The organism is Siphonobacter sp. SORGH_AS_0500 (assembly GCF_002838835.1).
Taxonomy (GTDB): Bacteria; Bacteroidota; Bacteroidia; order Cytophagales; family Spirosomataceae; genus Siphonobacter.
In genome coordinates, this window is sequence record NZ_NHPP01000016.1 from 15,606 (window position 1) to 32,210 (window position 16,605).

The window sequence follows — 16,605 nt, forward strand, 5'->3', positions numbered from 1 at the left end:
CATAACGACTCCAAACTTAAAGACCACCCACAAGGCCAGAGAACAACCTTTTCCTGGTGGGAATAATCATAGGTTAAAAATATAGAAAAATTCCAAACGACTTGTTAAGAATAAGTTAATCAGGCAGGAAATTCAGTTTTTCGGTAGGAATGGACTCCTGTATGGAAAGTCATTAGTAGGTGATAACCTGATTGTGAAAGAGATACAGTGAGTTAGCTTGTTGAATACGAGCCAGCGGTATGCACGAATAATGACTGCCTGTGGGCAACTTAAGTCTCCCCTGAAAGATAGCAGTGAGGGTAAAGTGTTGAAATGAAATTAGTCTCGCAAGCAGCCTTTTGATAGTGTTGAGGAAAAACGCCTGTTTCCGGAACCTAACTTGTACCCCCACGTTTTTAATGGTATCTTCAAGTTTGAATTACGATTAGAGCCCAGTCATTATGCATTTTTCCCATCTTCACTGCCATACCAAATTTTCACTGCTCGACGGTGCCGCCGATATTGGTGGCATGTTCAAGAAAGCCAAGGCTGATGGACATTCGGCAGTTGCCATTACCGATCACGGTAACATGTTCGGCGTGTTCAAATTCGTGGCCGAAGCCGGGAAGCATGGGGTAAAACCCATCGTAGGCTGTGAGTTTTACGTGGTACAGGATCGTCACGAGAAGAAATTTACGAAGGAGAAGAAAGACGTTCGGTATCACCAGTTAATGCTGGCCAAAAATGAAATTGGCTATCGAAATCTGGTCAAACTCTGTTCGCTGGGTTTCATTGAAGGGATGTACGGGAAGTACCCCCGCATTGATAAAACCCTGATTGAACAATACCACGAAGGCCTCATTGCCACGACCTGCTGTATTGGAGCCAGCGTGCCCAAAACCATTCTACGGAAAGGGGAAGAGGAAGGTGAAAAGGAATTTTTGTGGTGGCTGAATATCTTCGGTGAAGACTTTTACGTCGAGCTACAGGATCACGAAATTCCCGATCAAAAGCGGGTCAATGAAGTATTGCTCAAGTTTGCTCGTAAGCATAATGTGAAGATTATCGTCTCTAACGATAGTCACTACGTAGACCAGCAGGATGCCAACGCTCACGATATTTTGCTGTGCGTCAACACCGGCGAAAAGCAGAGTACGCCCTCGGCTAAGGATTTCTCGGATGATGAGGCCATGCCCCGGGGGTCGCGGTTTGCCTTTTACAACGATCAGTTTTATTTCAAGACGAAAGCGGAAATGCTGAACGTCTGGGGCCACATTCCCGAAGGCCTAGACAATACACAGGAAATTGTCGATAAGTGTTTTGAACCGAAACTGAAGAAAGACATTCTTCTGCCCAATTTCCCCATTCCTGACGAATTCAAGGTACACGCTGATGATACCCTGAACCAGTGGGAATACCTGCGTCACCTGACGTTTGAAGGAGCACGTCAACGCTACGAAACTATTTCGCCCGAAGCCGAGGAACGCCTCAACTTTGAGCTACATACCATCAAAACGATGGGTTTCGCTGGATACTTCCTCATCGTGATGGACTTTATCAAGGCGGGTCGTGACATCGGCGTATTCGTGGGGCCGGGTCGGGGTTCGGCGGCGGGTTCGGCGGTGGCGTACTGCATCGGGATTACGAACATCGATCCGATTAAGTACAATCTGCTGTTCGAGCGGTTCCTGAATCCTGACCGGAAATCTATGCCCGATATTGATACGGACTTTGACGATGCGGGTCGCCAGAAAGTCATTGACTACGTAGTCGATAAATACGGTCGAAATCAGGTAGCCCAGATTGTGAGCTACACGGGGATGAAAGCCAAATCGGCCATCAAAGACGTGGGCCGGGTACTGGATTTACCTTTGGATGAAACCAACTTACTCACGAAGTTGATTCCGGAAAAACCCCTGGATCTGAACCTGCAACGCGTCCTGCTGGCTCCCATTGATGGGCCGGGCGGCGTGAAGGATAAAGAAGGCTGGGGAGGCGAGGAAATTCAGAATATCCAGAAGTTGCGGGATACGATGAAATCCAATACCGTAGCGGGTAAGGTACTGACCGAAGCCCTGAAGCTGGAAGGCTCCGTACGCGGTACGGGTATCCACGCAGCGGGTATTATCATCGCTCCCAAAGACTTAACGGATATTATTCCGGTGTGTACCTCAAAAGATTCGGACTGGTTTATTACGCAGTTTGAAGGAAAGGTAATCGAGGATGCGGGGGTAATCAAGATGGACTTTTTAGGATTATCCACGTTGACGATCCTGAAAAACGCTCTGGCTCTGATTAAGCAAAATCACAATCGAGAGATTGATTTGGATAGTTTGCCGCTCGATGATGCGAAGACTTACGAGCTTTTCCAACGCGGTGAAACCTACGCGATTTTCCAATACGAAAGTCCGGGAATGCAGAAGTACATGAAGGAACTAAAACCCACGCGGTTTGAGGACCTTATTGCGATGAACGCCCTGTACCGGCCCGGTCCGATTCAGTACATTCCTGAATTTATTGATCGGAAACACGGACGGAAACCCGTCGTGTATGACCTTCCCGAAATGGAAGAGTACCTGGCTGATACCTACGGGATCACGGTGTATCAAGAGCAGGTGATGTTGCTGTCTCAGAAACTGGCGGGCTTCTCCAAAGGTGACGCGACGTACTGCGGAAGGCCATGGGTAAGAAAGACCGGGCCACGCTGGACAAGATGAAGGGCAAATTCATGGAAGGAGCCGTCGCCAAAGGGCTGGATGCCAAGAAACTTGAAAAGGTCTGGACCGACTGGGAAGCGTTTGCTCAGTACGCCTTCAACAAGTCGCACTCGACCTGTTATGCATTCGTGGCCTACCAGACGGCGTACCTGAAGGCCCACTATCCGGAGGAGTACATGGCGGCCAACTTAACCAACGAGCTGGGCGACATCAAGAAGATTACGCTCTTCATGGAGGAAACCCGCCGGATGGGTCTCGACGTATTAGGTCCCGACGTGAACGAATCCATCAAGGAGTTCAACGTCAATAAGAAAAAGCAGATTCGTTTTGGTCTGGGTGGCATTAAAGGTACGGGCGATGCGGCCGTGGATAGCATCATTCAGGAACGAAACGCGAATGGTCCTTACCAGGATATTTTTGACTTCGTCACGCGGATCAACCTGCGTACGGTGAACAAGAAGACGTTGGAATCACTGGCCTATGCCGGAGCCTTCGACAGCTTTGGCATCAACCGGGCGGCATTCTTCGCCGATACGGGAACGGGTACGTTCATCGAAACGCTGATTCGGTATGCCAACAAGCACCACGAAGAAAAAGCCGCTGCTCAGGTGTCGCTTTTCGGAGCGATGAGTGGGGGTGGCGGAGCAACATGATGGCTCCTCGCATCCCTTCAGCGGAGCCCTGGGCCCGAATGATCGAACTCAATCAAGAACGGGATGTGATTGGCGTATACATTTCCGGTCACCCGCTGGATGATTTCCGTATTGAGCTGGATAATTTCTGCGATATTACACTGGACCGTTTCCGTGATTCAGAAGAAGAAAAGAACTGGTACAACCGCGATGTCCGCATTGCCGGAATCGTGACCAAGTACCAGGAGCGATACGCCAAAAATGGCAATCCCTTCTGTTTGTTTACGATTGAAGATTATGCCGGAAGCATGGAACTGGCCCTGTTTGGCGACGATTACGTAAAAATGGGTCAGTATGTATCACAGGATCGGTTTCTGTACATTCGGGGAAAACTGCAACCGAGCTGGCGGAACCAGGGGCAGTACGAGTTCAAGGCTACGCAGATTCAGCTGTTACCCGAAGTACGAGAGAAGATGTGTAAGCAGTTGAGTCTGGAGATTAATTTGCAGGAAGTTAGCGGGGAACTGGTGGCAAGTCTGAGCGAGTTATTCAAGCAAAATCCGGGCACCTGTAACTTATTCGTGAAACTCAAAGACTCGGAAAGTCCAGTAGAGGTAACGCTGCAAAGTCGTTTCAATAAAATCAACGTCTCAAATGATCTGATTAAAGGATTGGAGCAGTTGGTTGGGAAGAATAGTTTTCGGTTGAATTAAGGTTTTGTATTTTAGTATAAGGGGAAGCCCCACTGGTCCTTGGCTAGTGGGGCTTTTTGTTTGTGGACATCGTTAATACACTTCGCCGTTATTGGAAGTTAATGGAGCATCGCCAACAACATGGTTTTCGGGTTACTTGTGTTATTGAGTTGAAAACTGAAATTAAGTTATTGGTGTCGCTTTGCTTAAACACCCATAACGACAGCAAAATTCTTACGATTGATAGCTCCCGAATGAGTATAAACTGCTCATTTCAACATATTAGTAGAAGATTCTTCAGGAATACAGATCCGTCATAAATCCACCACTACCTATCATCACCGTCCCAAAGTCCCAGCAAAAATGATTTCCGAACTCTATACCTCAGATCAATGAGGACAACTTCTTGGACAGGCTAACCTTGCAGGAAGACGTACCTTTTTGCCTGAACAGAAACCCTGATAAACCTATTTTCTTTCGTCTCATATTTAGCCTTTTAAAATGATTTTACGTAACCAAGTACTAGCTGTGATCTTTGTCCTGCTGGGCAGTGTAACCGCTTTTACCCAGACCAAGCAGGCTTCACCGCCCTTCGAAGGGTATCTATTTGCTTACTTCGAGGGTTCAGGAGACCCGCTCAAGCAAGAGCAGTTACGTCTGGGTGTAAGTAAGGATGCCATCCATTGGTCTGCTTTAAATAACAATCAGCCTATTCTTGCCTCCAGTGACATCTCGCAAACGGGTGGAATTCGGGACCCACATTTGTTACGCGGGCAGGATGGAAATACCTTTTATCTGACGGCAACCGATATGTTCGTAGGTAAAAATGGTTGGGGGAGTAATCCGGGTATTGTTCTGCTGCGTTCCACTAATCTAGTGGATTGGACCCACCGGAGTATCGACCTGGCCAAAACCTACCCGCAGACGTTTGGGAATGTACAATGGGTATGGGCTCCGCAGACCATCTATGATCCCCAGGCCAAAAAGTATCTGATCTACTTCACGGTACGTTTCAAAGACGATTCGAAGCTTGATTTTTATTCCGCCTACGCCAATCAGGACTTTACCGGTTTTGAGGCTGAACCCAAGCTGATGTTCCGGGCAAAGTACGGAGCCATTGATGGCGATATTGTTTATAAAGACGGCACGTACCATCTGTTCTTTAAAGGGAATACAAAAGATGAGAGTGGCAAAGAAATCAAAAATGGCATTCAACAGGCCACTTCGAAGTCGCTGAGCGGCCCCTGGGTAGAGGATTTCAAGTATCTGGATGCTTATTCGGATAAACATATTGTAGTAGAGGGCTCCAGTGTCTTCAAACTCAACGACTCGGACGAGTATATTTTGATGTATGATCTATACACGAACCTGCGGTATGAGTTTCAGCGGAGCACCGATCTGTATCATTTTACGGAAAAACCCGAGTCTTTCACCAAAAACTTTAATCCCCGGCATGGCAGTGTCATCGGCATTACCCGAGAAGAAGCCCGCCGTTTACAGGCGAAATGGGGGGGCGTTCCTAATGACTTGTTACAACCCGTCGAGGCTTCTGATCGCTATTCATTTACTTCGAAAGGAAATCCCATCATTACGCATGCGTACACGGCTGATCCGGCGGCACTGGTGAAAGGAGATACGCTGTGGTTGTTCGCGGGTCATGATTTCGCTGGTGGGCAAAGTGGATATAAAATGAAAGACTGGCTGGTGTATTCAACCACGGATTTAAAAACGTGGACCCAGTATCCCGTGCCCTTAAAAATAACGGACTTCCCCTGGGCGAAGAGTGGAGATGCGTACGCGGGTCAGGTCATGGAAAGAAACGGGAAATATTACTGGTACATCAGCACAAACTGGTCAGGTATTGGAGTTGCAGTAGCGGATCGACCGGAAGGACCTTACAGAGATGCGTTGGGAAAACCTCTGCTTACTAATAAGGATTGTTTTGCCTCTTCCCACTCCTGGGCCTGTATTGACCCTACGGTATATATCGATGCTAACGATCAGGCCTGGCTTTTCTGGGGCAACCTTGAATGTTATTATGCCAAATTAAAAAAGAACATGATCGAAATAGAGGGGGAAATCAAACGGGTTCAGTTCCCTGGTTTCGATTTTACGGAAGCTCCCTGGATTCATGCCCACAAAGGCAAATATTACCTGAGTTATGCGACAGGCTTCCCGGAAAAAATTGCGTATGCAGTGGCTAATTCCATTGAAGGACCTTACGAATACAAAGGTATTTTAAATGAGATTGCCGGAAACAGTAATACCAATCATCAGGCGATTGTCCAGCACAAAGGGCAGTGGTACTTCATTTATCATAACGGAGGTATTCAAACCGATGGTAATAGCTATAGCCGCTCGATATGTATTGACAAATTGGACTATAATAAAAACGGAACCATCAAACGAGTAATGATGACTAGTGAAGGCGTATCGAATACTTCCAGCCCAACTAAATAGGTTTTACTAAATTTAAGCCAGCAACGAGTTAATGGATGAAGGAGCTAGGTCTCTTTATCGATTAACTCGTTGCTGGTTTAAACGGGTTTTGAATAATCATAAATGGATTTTACGAAAATCATACAGTAGAAACCTACGGTCAAGTGGTGATAAGTTCTTGTAATGATTTAATAATAGATAGGTCGGCGTAGAAGTACTAAATGCCAGTCTATTAACTAACAACGAAAAACTATCAACTACTTATAAATGAGATAAATAAATGAAATTATTAGGTAAAAAACAGGTGGGTGGGCGTTAGTCGTATCTTTTAATCTCATTATAATCTCTAGAGGGAAGTTGTTAATATTCAGGAAACATACCAGACATAAATTGCGGGGCATCTTAAAACTTAAGGATCCCAACTAATTTATGAAACTCTATAGGGTTATTCTACTATTTACTTTACTGATCAGTAGTCAGGCGTGGGCTCAGGTAACCACCAGCGGCTTGAGTGGACGTGTCATAGATGACAAAAAAGAGACGCTGGTAGGGGTTACAGTTCAGGCCGTTTTTACCCCCACGGGTACCCGTTATGCGGCCATTACTGATACGGAGGGCCGTTACCGAATCAATAACATGAGTGTCGGTGGCCCCTATGAAATTACATTTTCCTCCATTGGTTTTCAAACAAATACGATCCCCGGAGTTACCCTTCAATTAGGGGAAACGACTACCATCAACGTCACCTTGCAGAACTCAACCCAAACCTTAGGTGAGCTGGTTGTAAAAGGCGAAAAAGGAGGAGAACGCAACGGAGCCGGATTAAACGTGGGTAGTGAAACGATTCGCCGAATGCCTACGATCTCCCGTAGCCTCACGGACATGACGCGATTAACGCCTCAGGTAAACAATCAGAACTCCTTTGCGGGTACCAACTTCCGGTACAACAACGTAACGATTGACGGAGCGATTAATAACGATGCTATTGGTTTTAGCCCCTCGCTGGGTGGATCAACCGGAACGTCAGGGCAGCCCGGTTCAAGTACGCGTACCAACCCCGTTAGTCTGGATGCCATTCAGGATATTCAGGTAGCCGTTGCTCCGTTCGACGTACGGCTGGGTAACTTCCTGGGAGGATCGGTAAACGCCGTTACGCGGAGTGGTACAAATAAGGTTTCGGGTTCTGTCTATGGTTTTGGTCGCAATGCGACGCTGACGGGAGCCTGGAATGGAGCCGCCAACGCAAAAGAAAAGTTACCCAGCACTTTTCACGAATATCAAACGGGTTTTAGAGTAGGCTTACCTCTCATCAAGAACAAGCTGTTTTTCTTTACTAATGAAGAAATCACCAACCGTCAGGATCCCGTACAGTTCCAGGCAGGTTCGACTTCTTCCCTGATTAAAGATGCGGCAGTAGCTCAACAGATTTCAGATTTCGTGAAAACTAATTACGGGTTTGAGGCTGGTTCGTACGGTAATTATTCCATCTATTCAAAAAGTACGAAATTCTTCAATCGTCTGGACTGGAATATCAATGCTCGTAATCAGTTAAGCTTGCGTAATAACACGGTATTCTCGGAAGCAACCAACCTCGAGCGGGATGCCGCAAACTTCCGTTTCGGTAGCATTGATTTCCGTCAGAATAACAACCAGACCAGTACGGTTGCAGAGTTGAAAACGCAATTTGGACGTGCTTCCAATAGCTTAATTGCAGGATATTCTACTGTACACGATTACCGTACGACCCTTTCGAATATTCGTACATTCCCACAGGTAGAGATTGCTTACAATGGCGGTACGATCTTCCTGGGTAACGACCGGGAAGCTTCTGTATTCAACCTGCGTCAGAAAACGTTTGAGTTAACGGATAACTTCACGTTCTATAAAGGTAACCATACCTTCACGGTAGGTACGCACAACGAATTTTATACAATTGATTATGGATTCGTGAATGCTCCTAATGGTCGGATTTCCTATCGGTCCGTGGATGATTTTATGAATAAACTTCCCAACCGGGTGCGGGGTTCGTATCCGTTTGCTGATGCCAGCAACAGCCTCGACAATCAATTTAACAATCCCTACGCTCATTTCAATGTTAATCTGCTGAGTTTATATGCTCAGGACGATATTCAGCTTACGGATCGTATTAAACTTTCTCCCGGCATTCGTTTCGATTATACGGGATTACCTACCAAACCCGCGTTGAGTCCTCAGGTAACGGCTTCTACCGGAGATCCTAATTACGGTACAACCTATACGTACACTCCTTTGAATCAGATCACGAATAAGTATCTGAACAATGTACAGGTATCGCCTCGTTTGGGCTTCAATATCGATGCAAAAGGAGATAAGAGTCTTGTTATTCGGGGTGGAGCGGGTCTGTTTACGGGTCGTATTCCTTTTGCCTGGCTTGGTTATGCGTTTTATAACAACGGGGTAGGTTACGGTGCTTATGATTTTAACAACAACGCTACCGCCTCCACGAAACTCGTAGGAGATCCGCTGGTACCCGGTGGAGCCTTGGCTATTAACAATAACAACGGAGGTACTCGCCGGACTCAGGTTGACTTGATTGACAATAACTTCAAGATGCCTCAGATGTTTCGGAGTAACTTAGCCGTAGACTATGTAATCAACGGTTATAAGATCACGCTGGAAGGATTGTATACGAAAGTCATCCATGACCTGAAATTCCAACAGGTGAATACCAAAGATGTCGTTCGTTACTACAGTTATGACACGCAGCATCAGCAGCCTATTTACGTATCGTCAACCGGAGCGGCGGGTGCTCAGCGGATTAATGATAATTTCGCGAATGCTTACATGCTCTCTAATACGAATCAGGGACGTCGGTATAGCTTAACTGCCCAGATTCAGAAAAACTACTCGGCAGGTTTAGGCTTCTCGGCTGCTTATACTTATGGTAAGGCATTTGATCTTACCAACGGTATTCGGAACTCTATGGAGTCTAACTGGCAGTTGAACCAGTCGCTCTCACCGAACAATCCATCTCTGGCTTACTCAAACTTTGACATTCGTCACCGCATCGTAGCCAGCGTTAATTACCGCCAGAAGTGGAGCAATACCAACGCCACAACGGTTTCTCTGTTCGCTTCTTTCCAGTCAGGTTCTGCGTATTCCTGGGGGTATGTTAACTCAACGATTAATGGTTCTGGACAAGCGAACGGGTTAGCCTATATTCCAAAAGATCTGACGGAAGCTCAGAAGTTATTGCCAACGGGAACACAGGCACAGGATTTCATGGCCTTTGTGCAGAGTGATAACTACCTGAAAACCCGCATGGGAACCTTTACGGAGCGTAACGGTGGACGTACCCCCTGGAACAATACGATGGACTTACGTTTTCTGCACGAGATTACCATGAAAAATGGCCATTCTCTTCAGCTTACCTATGACATCCTGAACTTCCTGAATCTGGTAGATAAAAAGCTAGGGTATTATTACTTCTCACCCAATACCTTTAACTCAACTGCTTCTATCGGTCTAGCTCGGGCTACTAACCCCACTACGGGCGACCCGACCTTTACCTGGAGCCGTCCTACCACGCCCTATTCGATTGATCCTCTCGGATCTCGCTGGCAAATGCAGTTAGGAGCCCGGTATTCTTTCTAGGCTTAAGCTGAGTATTAGGAAGTATTTAACAAGTGGAGGGTGCTGAATCAATCATGACTTATGTGATTGATTCAGTACCCTCCACTTATTTAGAAGCGGATTTTACAGAGTTACGTCCCTGTAATGTAGGCTTTTGACTGAAGGACTGGTTTTATGATTATAGCAAAAGGCAAAGAGCTGTTTCTGCCTATGCACATTCCATCAACAATTCAAATACTTTTCACATTCTCGCCGTTATTGGTGTTTAGCGGAATGTCACCTAAAATGGCGAAGCGAATAATTGATAAAAAGTCTCGTATAAGTGTCTATAGGCGGACTTTGGGTCAATACAGAAGTTTTTATACGAGTTTTGAGAAGCACAATTGTACCGCCCGTTTGATAGAGTCGAGTGAGGGCTGCATAAACATAAAAAGCTCATGAATATTTACGAATACCAGCGATTAGTCGGGAAGATAGAGGATATCCCTGAGTTGAAGCAGGAATTTATAGTTCTGTACGATACTAAAAGCCACCGGGAGATGGTGCAGTTCTGTTTGATATTCGGGCAACATCTGATAGATCTAACGGGTTTTGAGCCTTGTCGTGAAATAAAGGAAGCATTCGAAGCCATGCAAAGGTGGCTGGATGGAAAGACCAATTATCACGAAGCAAGGAATTTGAGTCTTGAGATTAGCAGAATTGCTAAACTTGAAAAAGACTTGGTTAAGGTGAAGTTTTTAAGGACTATGGCACAAATAGCTGCAAGCCCACATACAAAATATCATGGCTTATGGGCCACTGATTTTGCGGTTACACTGATTAACAAAATGTTTCCCGACGATAGGGAAGAGGTAATAAAAGAGCGAAAAGCCCAGATCAATTTATTGAAGAATCTTTAACCTAAATGAATGAAAAGTTGTGGTGGAGTTGGCGGATATGCTACTTTAAGTTTATAGTTTAAATTTCCCTGTTCGTCCGCGTTTATAATATAGATTTTATAGATATTCGTTTGTGACGTAAATAGGAAGAATACCCTTACACTTCAATTATTATTGAGTTTTGATAAGGCATTTCTAACAATAGATGTCGATAAGCCACTTAGTAATGGAGATTGATAATTACTCATAGTGAAACCATACAGTAGTTGTTCCTCTTCCCTTTGCGATAAAAATACCCCAGTAAGTGTCTAACTTCTGGGGGGCACTCCAGTTATCATATTCTTTAAAAGGTAAATTTGGGGATAAATATGCAATGACAACTAATGGGTGTCTCCGACGCCATTGCCCAACATGTTCATGGGAGAATGGTGGATACCGTTACCGTATTAGCGGCTGGTAATTTTGTTGTTAAATCGCTTCGCCAGGTTTTCAATGTCGTCATATCTTGCTAGTTGTCGAAGCCAATGTAAGGGAATTTTATTAAATCCGTATAGAAGACCTGCTAGTCCTCCTGTTACTGCACCAGTGGTATCTGTATCTTCCCCTAGATTTACCGCTCGTAAAACGGCTTCTTCGTAGCTATTAGTGGTTAGTACACACCAGATACTTGCTTCAAGTGTATGCAAAACATAACCATCACTTAAAATTTTTTCTTCGTCAATTTTATCAATATTTCCTTTTAGTAGCCTGTCAAACAACGCAATCTCTTTCGGATTAATGGCTATACTGGTTAAGTAGTTTGGGATTTCTATTTGCAGGTTTCTGTAAACTTCAAATTTGTCTTTACCTTCCAAAATTTGCTTTGCAAATTCAAGATAATAGAAGCAAGCAATTACAGAACGGATATGCCCATGAGTAAGCGACGAAACTTGTTTGGTAATGGCGTAGCGTTCTTTGATTGGTTTGTCAAGCAAATAGAAAAGCAAGGGTAAAATTCGCATAAGCGAACCATTTCCGTTGTCACTTTCCTCAAAGCCGCCAGCTAATTCTGATTCTTCACCTTGGGCAAGTCGTGAAATAGCCTGTTGTGTGGCCATGCCAATATCAAAAACGTTTCCGTGCGGTGTCCAGTAATTTTCCTGATACCATTTCACAAAATTTTGCCCGATTACATGTAAGTCAAAGTCTTGGGTTAATGCTTCGGTAAGGCAAAAAGTGAGCGAACTGTCATCTGACCAGGTTCCTGCTGGCAAATTATACGTTCCATAACCAATCATATCCGTTACGGGATTTTTACTAATGGATTCCCTATTGTTGAACTCTACAGGAACACCCAAAGCATCGCCAGTAGCAACACCGAAAAGAGCAGATGTTATTTCATAAAAATAATCAACACCTTGATTTGTGAAAAGCATATTTCCAAAGGTTCTCCAGTCTATTAGAGCATCAGTTTCTGACTTTGTATTTCTTCCTGGATAAATGTTACGAACATTAATCCCTAAAATCCCTCTTGCAATTAAAAATGAAAACGTTTCAAGGTCAGTAGTATCATCCTGATTTTTATATTTTTTCGGGTTTCTTTCCGCCCAAAACTCTTTTATGCAGTAACCGTCAGTTACTTTATTGATTTTTGCTTTATAAATGCCATGACCTGTCCAGGAACGATGAAAATAAAGCCATTCATTTTCGTAATAAATGAACCATTTGTCTTCCATTTGTTGAGGAATAAGTCCTGCTACTAACATAGAGAATTGCCTGTCTGTAAACAGCAAGTGTATGTCAATTCGTTTGGGATGATCCATAGGAAAATTTTTCCAAGTTGCTTTTGTTGCTGGTGCGTTCATTACAAGATTTCTCCGTTAGTCGAAGTTCTAAAAGCATATTTGAGCGAAACATGTCACTGATATTCGCATAAGTAGGAAGTGTAGCCTTCTTCTAGTATTTTCCTCAAAGTAACTCCCTGATGCCCAATACTTGGTCTCAACCGTTAGACAAGCCCTGTTTTCGTAGGAGTGTCTATAATATCTTTACTCCTATCATCGCTAAGGTCCCTAAAAGTATTCATGAGGTAACTTGGGCTGATTCCCTCTGAAATCCTTTGCTCCATGATTATTACTACGCAATTTACGTTTGGAAGTACTGAATGAGAAAAGGGTACTGAATCATTTACAATTGATTCAGTACCCTTTTACTTTCATATGTAAGCAGCAACTTGCCTCTGCCTACATATAACAATCGTCTTCTATTGGAAAGGGTCTAGTTTACGACTACTTTATAGGTGCGGGTAGTAGCCCGTTCTTCGACCGAGAGCAGGTAAACACCGGGGGTGAGTTTACCCGTAGTGGAGAGAATTAACTCGTCCTGTCCTTTTGCTTGGCGATCTACTGAGATGGACGTACCTGTTAGGGTGCGAAGCGTAACCCGAGCGGTCTGTGGATCATCAACCTGCACGTGAATAGCTGATGAACCAACGGGGTTAGGATAAACGGTATAACCGTCTTTTCCTACCAGAACGCTTGCCGGACGGAAGGCGGTGGTATTGCCATTCAGGTCGATCTGCTTGAGTCGGTAATAGCTCGTACCACGGAAGGGTTTTTCATCGACGATCTGATAGGTATGGATCGAGTTAGAGGCGGAAGCCACATCCCTGACCTGTGCCACGGTTTCAAACGTCTGAAGATCCTTACTACGTTCAATGATGTATCCTGCATTGTTTACTTCCCGGTTGGTTTTCCAGGTCACTTGCACGTGTTCCTGAGGCAGTACCTTGGCTTCGAAGGAAACCAGACTCACGGGCAGACCACCCTGTACTAAGGCTGCCAATGTAAAGTACTCACCATTTTTCAGAACGGCTTTAGCATAGTTATAGGTAACACCATTGATCGTTTGGGTGTTGGGTACCATAGGAGTAAAGCGGTCGGTTGCTTCAAAAGTCGTATCCGTACTTTGCACTAACGAAAGATTGGTCAGTCCTGCCGGCCAAGCTACCCGTACCGTATCTACATTCTTTGTATTTTGTACTTTCCAGACCGCATTAAATAACGCGTTCACACCATGTCCCAAACTGTCCTTATAGTTAGCCGGAGTTTTAGCTAATCCATTATCGCCCCAGATCAAAAACTGACCGTTAGAGAGCGAAGAGGTGTTGGCCGCATTCGTACTATCCAACCCGATGGTTCCAATCAGTATTTGTTGCCCATTATTGACACTGATGGACTGCCGCTGATTCAGTGCCGAATTCACGTCATTAGCGATCCCAGCAATGTTTTTACTATACTTTGCATTTGTTGTGGCATTCCAAACTACCGCAGATGAACTGCTTAAATAGTTAGCGGCTGTAGTATCAAAATCTTTTCTCAAGGTAATGCCGTACTTGAGGGCCAGGTACGAGTTGATCCGCTGTTTTTCGTCGCCCGTAGAGTTTTGATGGTCGCTGCTGTAGGCAAACACTTCCGAAATTCCTCCCTGGAACAATTCATATCCAGCTGAGGTAAGGGAAAATCCTTCCGAACCAATGGCAAAGTTGCGGTCGTTATTTAATTGTCCAATGTTATAGACACCCGTACTGTCCACTCGGCCATTGGTGTTCAGGTAAATGCCATTCTTGCCGCCTCCTCTCCACGACATGCCTGCAAAGTGTACAGGAGTTGTGGTCAGGGAAAGGTCTTGAGTAAGGACCGTTCCATTATCCCTTGTAACGTAATATAAATTATCGCCACGGACAAGGTTCGGGTCATCATCACCCCAGCCGTAGGGGGTACGCCAACCACCTGCTGCGGAGTTGAACATCACACCATAGGTAGAACCGGCACTGGTGTTGGTGGGGAAATAGTCATCATTCAGACGGTAGAAAAAGTCGTTGGTACCGTCAAAATAATAGAAGGGGTTAAAGTTAAAGAAGTAATTCTTACTGTCCCCTGCATAACTTGCTTTCGTAACCAGATTAGGTTGATAGGCCGCATTATTGGTCTGGGTAACATCGCGTCCGTTTCCTGATACGTCTTTCCATACACTTTTAGTACCGGGGGTACTGGTGCCATCGTTGGCTTTGTGCCACATCATCAGGTTAGCAACCACTCCACCAGGGCCCTGTAACGATGCAGCCAATGTAAAATATTGTCCATCGGTGAAGGTTACGTCAGCGTAGTTGTAGGTGACCCCATTAATGACCTGAGTGTTAGAAGCCATAGAAATGGGGGTGTCGTTTGAATCAAAGGTCGAATCGGGACTCTGAATCAAGGAAAGGTTGGTCAGTCCTGATGACGGCCAGGCAACCCGTACTGTACCTACACTACCCGTATTCTGAACTTTCCAGATGGAGGCAAACCGATAGTTGACCCCTGATACGCCTGCTAAGGCAACGGATGGCGATTTGGCCAATCCGTTATCACCCCAGATCAAGTACTGACCGTTGGAAAGCGAAGAGGTGTTGGCCGCATTGGTATTGTTTAACCCGGTAGTTCCAATTAAAATCTGTTTACCAGCGTTAGTGCTCCAGGATTGTTTCTGATCAAGAGCTCCATTCATATCCAGAGCAATTCCAGCAATGTTAGAACGATTACCCGAGTGGTTAGCACTAGTCCACACTACGCCACCAGATGAGTTTTTATAATCTCTGATTCCGGCTGCGTAGGTGGTACCGTATTTAATGGCCAGATAGGTTTCAACCCGATCCATCTCTTCGGTGCTAAGCACGTTTTCAAAAATCATCATTTCATTGAGCTGCCCATTGAGGGGTCCGTAATCACTATCATATCCGATCCGAACGTCACGAGCATTGACATCCTGACTAGCGTTGTTGATCTGACTGCCTGAGTAAGAAATTCTGGTACCGTTGAGCGATACGGTAGCTCCTGCATACGATGCATTGCTTCCCGCACCATTTTGCCAGGAAGCCCCCGCCGTGAAGAAAGAAGTTGGTTTTTGTACGTTACTACTTAACCCCTGATAGCCTGGACCACCCGTGAAGAAGAGTAACTTGTAATTACCTGCGTCATTGTAAAAGTGCAAGCCGGGGTAATTATTCGAAACATCAAAGCCAAAGAAGCCATTACCATTCAAGGTGTTGGTGTATCCTGCGGCATAAAGCGTCCCATTAACGCGATCAATGATGTTGACACCAGCTCCTGGCTCGTAGTCCATGTATTTATTGGCAAAGGTAACCGTAGGATTGAAGTTGGCCAGGGTAGTCGTATTAGAATAGATGGGACGGTACCCTGCATTAGTTTGGACGAGGTTGTAACCCAGTCCCTTGTAGTCGTTCCATTGATAGACCCCTTCACCGGAAGTTACTGGAGTGGTTCCGGCATTGGAATAAAGATTAGGAGCGTCTGCCCGCCACCAGGCGGCGATTGGCACACCACCAGGCAATTGAGCCATAGCGTAGTCTTCTGCCAAAAAAGGCAAGGCGATTACGGCCAAAAGAAGTCGTAAATTTTTCTTCATAAAAAGAAAAGGTTTTAGTAAATAAATCTAGAAAGGCGGACATCAGACGTTGAGTTGTACAGGGCGTAAATCTATAAGCTTGATAGGAAGAGGATAGATGAATATCTAGTCAATAAAGGGTTGTAATCTATTCATATGGTAATTTTATAAGTCTAATTCTGGTTTTGAAGTCCTCAAAACTCGTAGGCCTCGGCTATTCTGTTTAATTCCT

The 16,605-nt window shown here is 45.1% G+C and carries 5 protein-coding genes and 1 pseudogene; 4 read left to right on the forward strand and 2 right to left on the reverse strand.

The window, feature by feature from the left end; all coding sequences use genetic code 11:
* Positions 1–440 precede the first annotated feature (440 nt).
* From dnaE to BWI96_RS16905, 4 genes and pseudogenes are all read left to right on the forward strand, one after another.
* A pseudogene (gene dnaE / locus BWI96_RS16890) lies at positions 441–4,041 on the forward strand (DNA polymerase III subunit alpha).
* A 480-nt stretch (positions 4,042–4,521) separates the two neighbouring features.
* Positions 4,522–6,480: a family 43 glycosylhydrolase gene (locus BWI96_RS22575; RefSeq protein ID WP_106637719.1), complete on the forward strand. Its 1,959-nt coding sequence runs from the start codon at positions 4,522–4,524 to the stop codon at positions 6,478–6,480.
* A gap of 408 nt (positions 6,481–6,888) precedes the next feature.
* A complete protein-coding gene (locus BWI96_RS16900) occupies positions 6,889–10,092 on the forward strand; it encodes a TonB-dependent receptor (RefSeq protein ID WP_106637720.1) in 3,204 nt (1,067 codons plus the stop codon).
* A 416-nt stretch (positions 10,093–10,508) separates the two neighbouring features.
* Positions 10,509–10,970 (forward strand): putative immunity protein, encoded by a 462-nt coding sequence (locus tag BWI96_RS16905; RefSeq protein ID WP_106637721.1) that lies wholly within the window; start codon positions 10,509–10,511, stop codon positions 10,968–10,970.
* Positions 10,971–11,395: 425 nt separating this feature from the next.
* On the opposite strand, the gene BWI96_RS16910 is transcribed toward BWI96_RS16905, so the two are convergent.
* Positions 11,396–12,793, reverse strand: coding sequence for an ADP-ribosylglycohydrolase family protein (locus tag BWI96_RS16910; protein ID WP_232793778.1), 1,398 nt, complete (start codon positions 12,791–12,793; stop codon positions 11,396–11,398).
* A 412-nt stretch (positions 12,794–13,205) separates the two neighbouring features.
* Positions 13,206–16,394 carry a T9SS type A sorting domain-containing protein gene (locus BWI96_RS16915; protein ID WP_106637722.1) on the reverse strand — a complete coding sequence of 1,063 codons (3,189 nt, stop codon included), beginning with the start codon at positions 16,392–16,394 and terminating at the stop codon, positions 13,206–13,208.
* Positions 16,395–16,605: the final 211 nt, after the last annotated feature.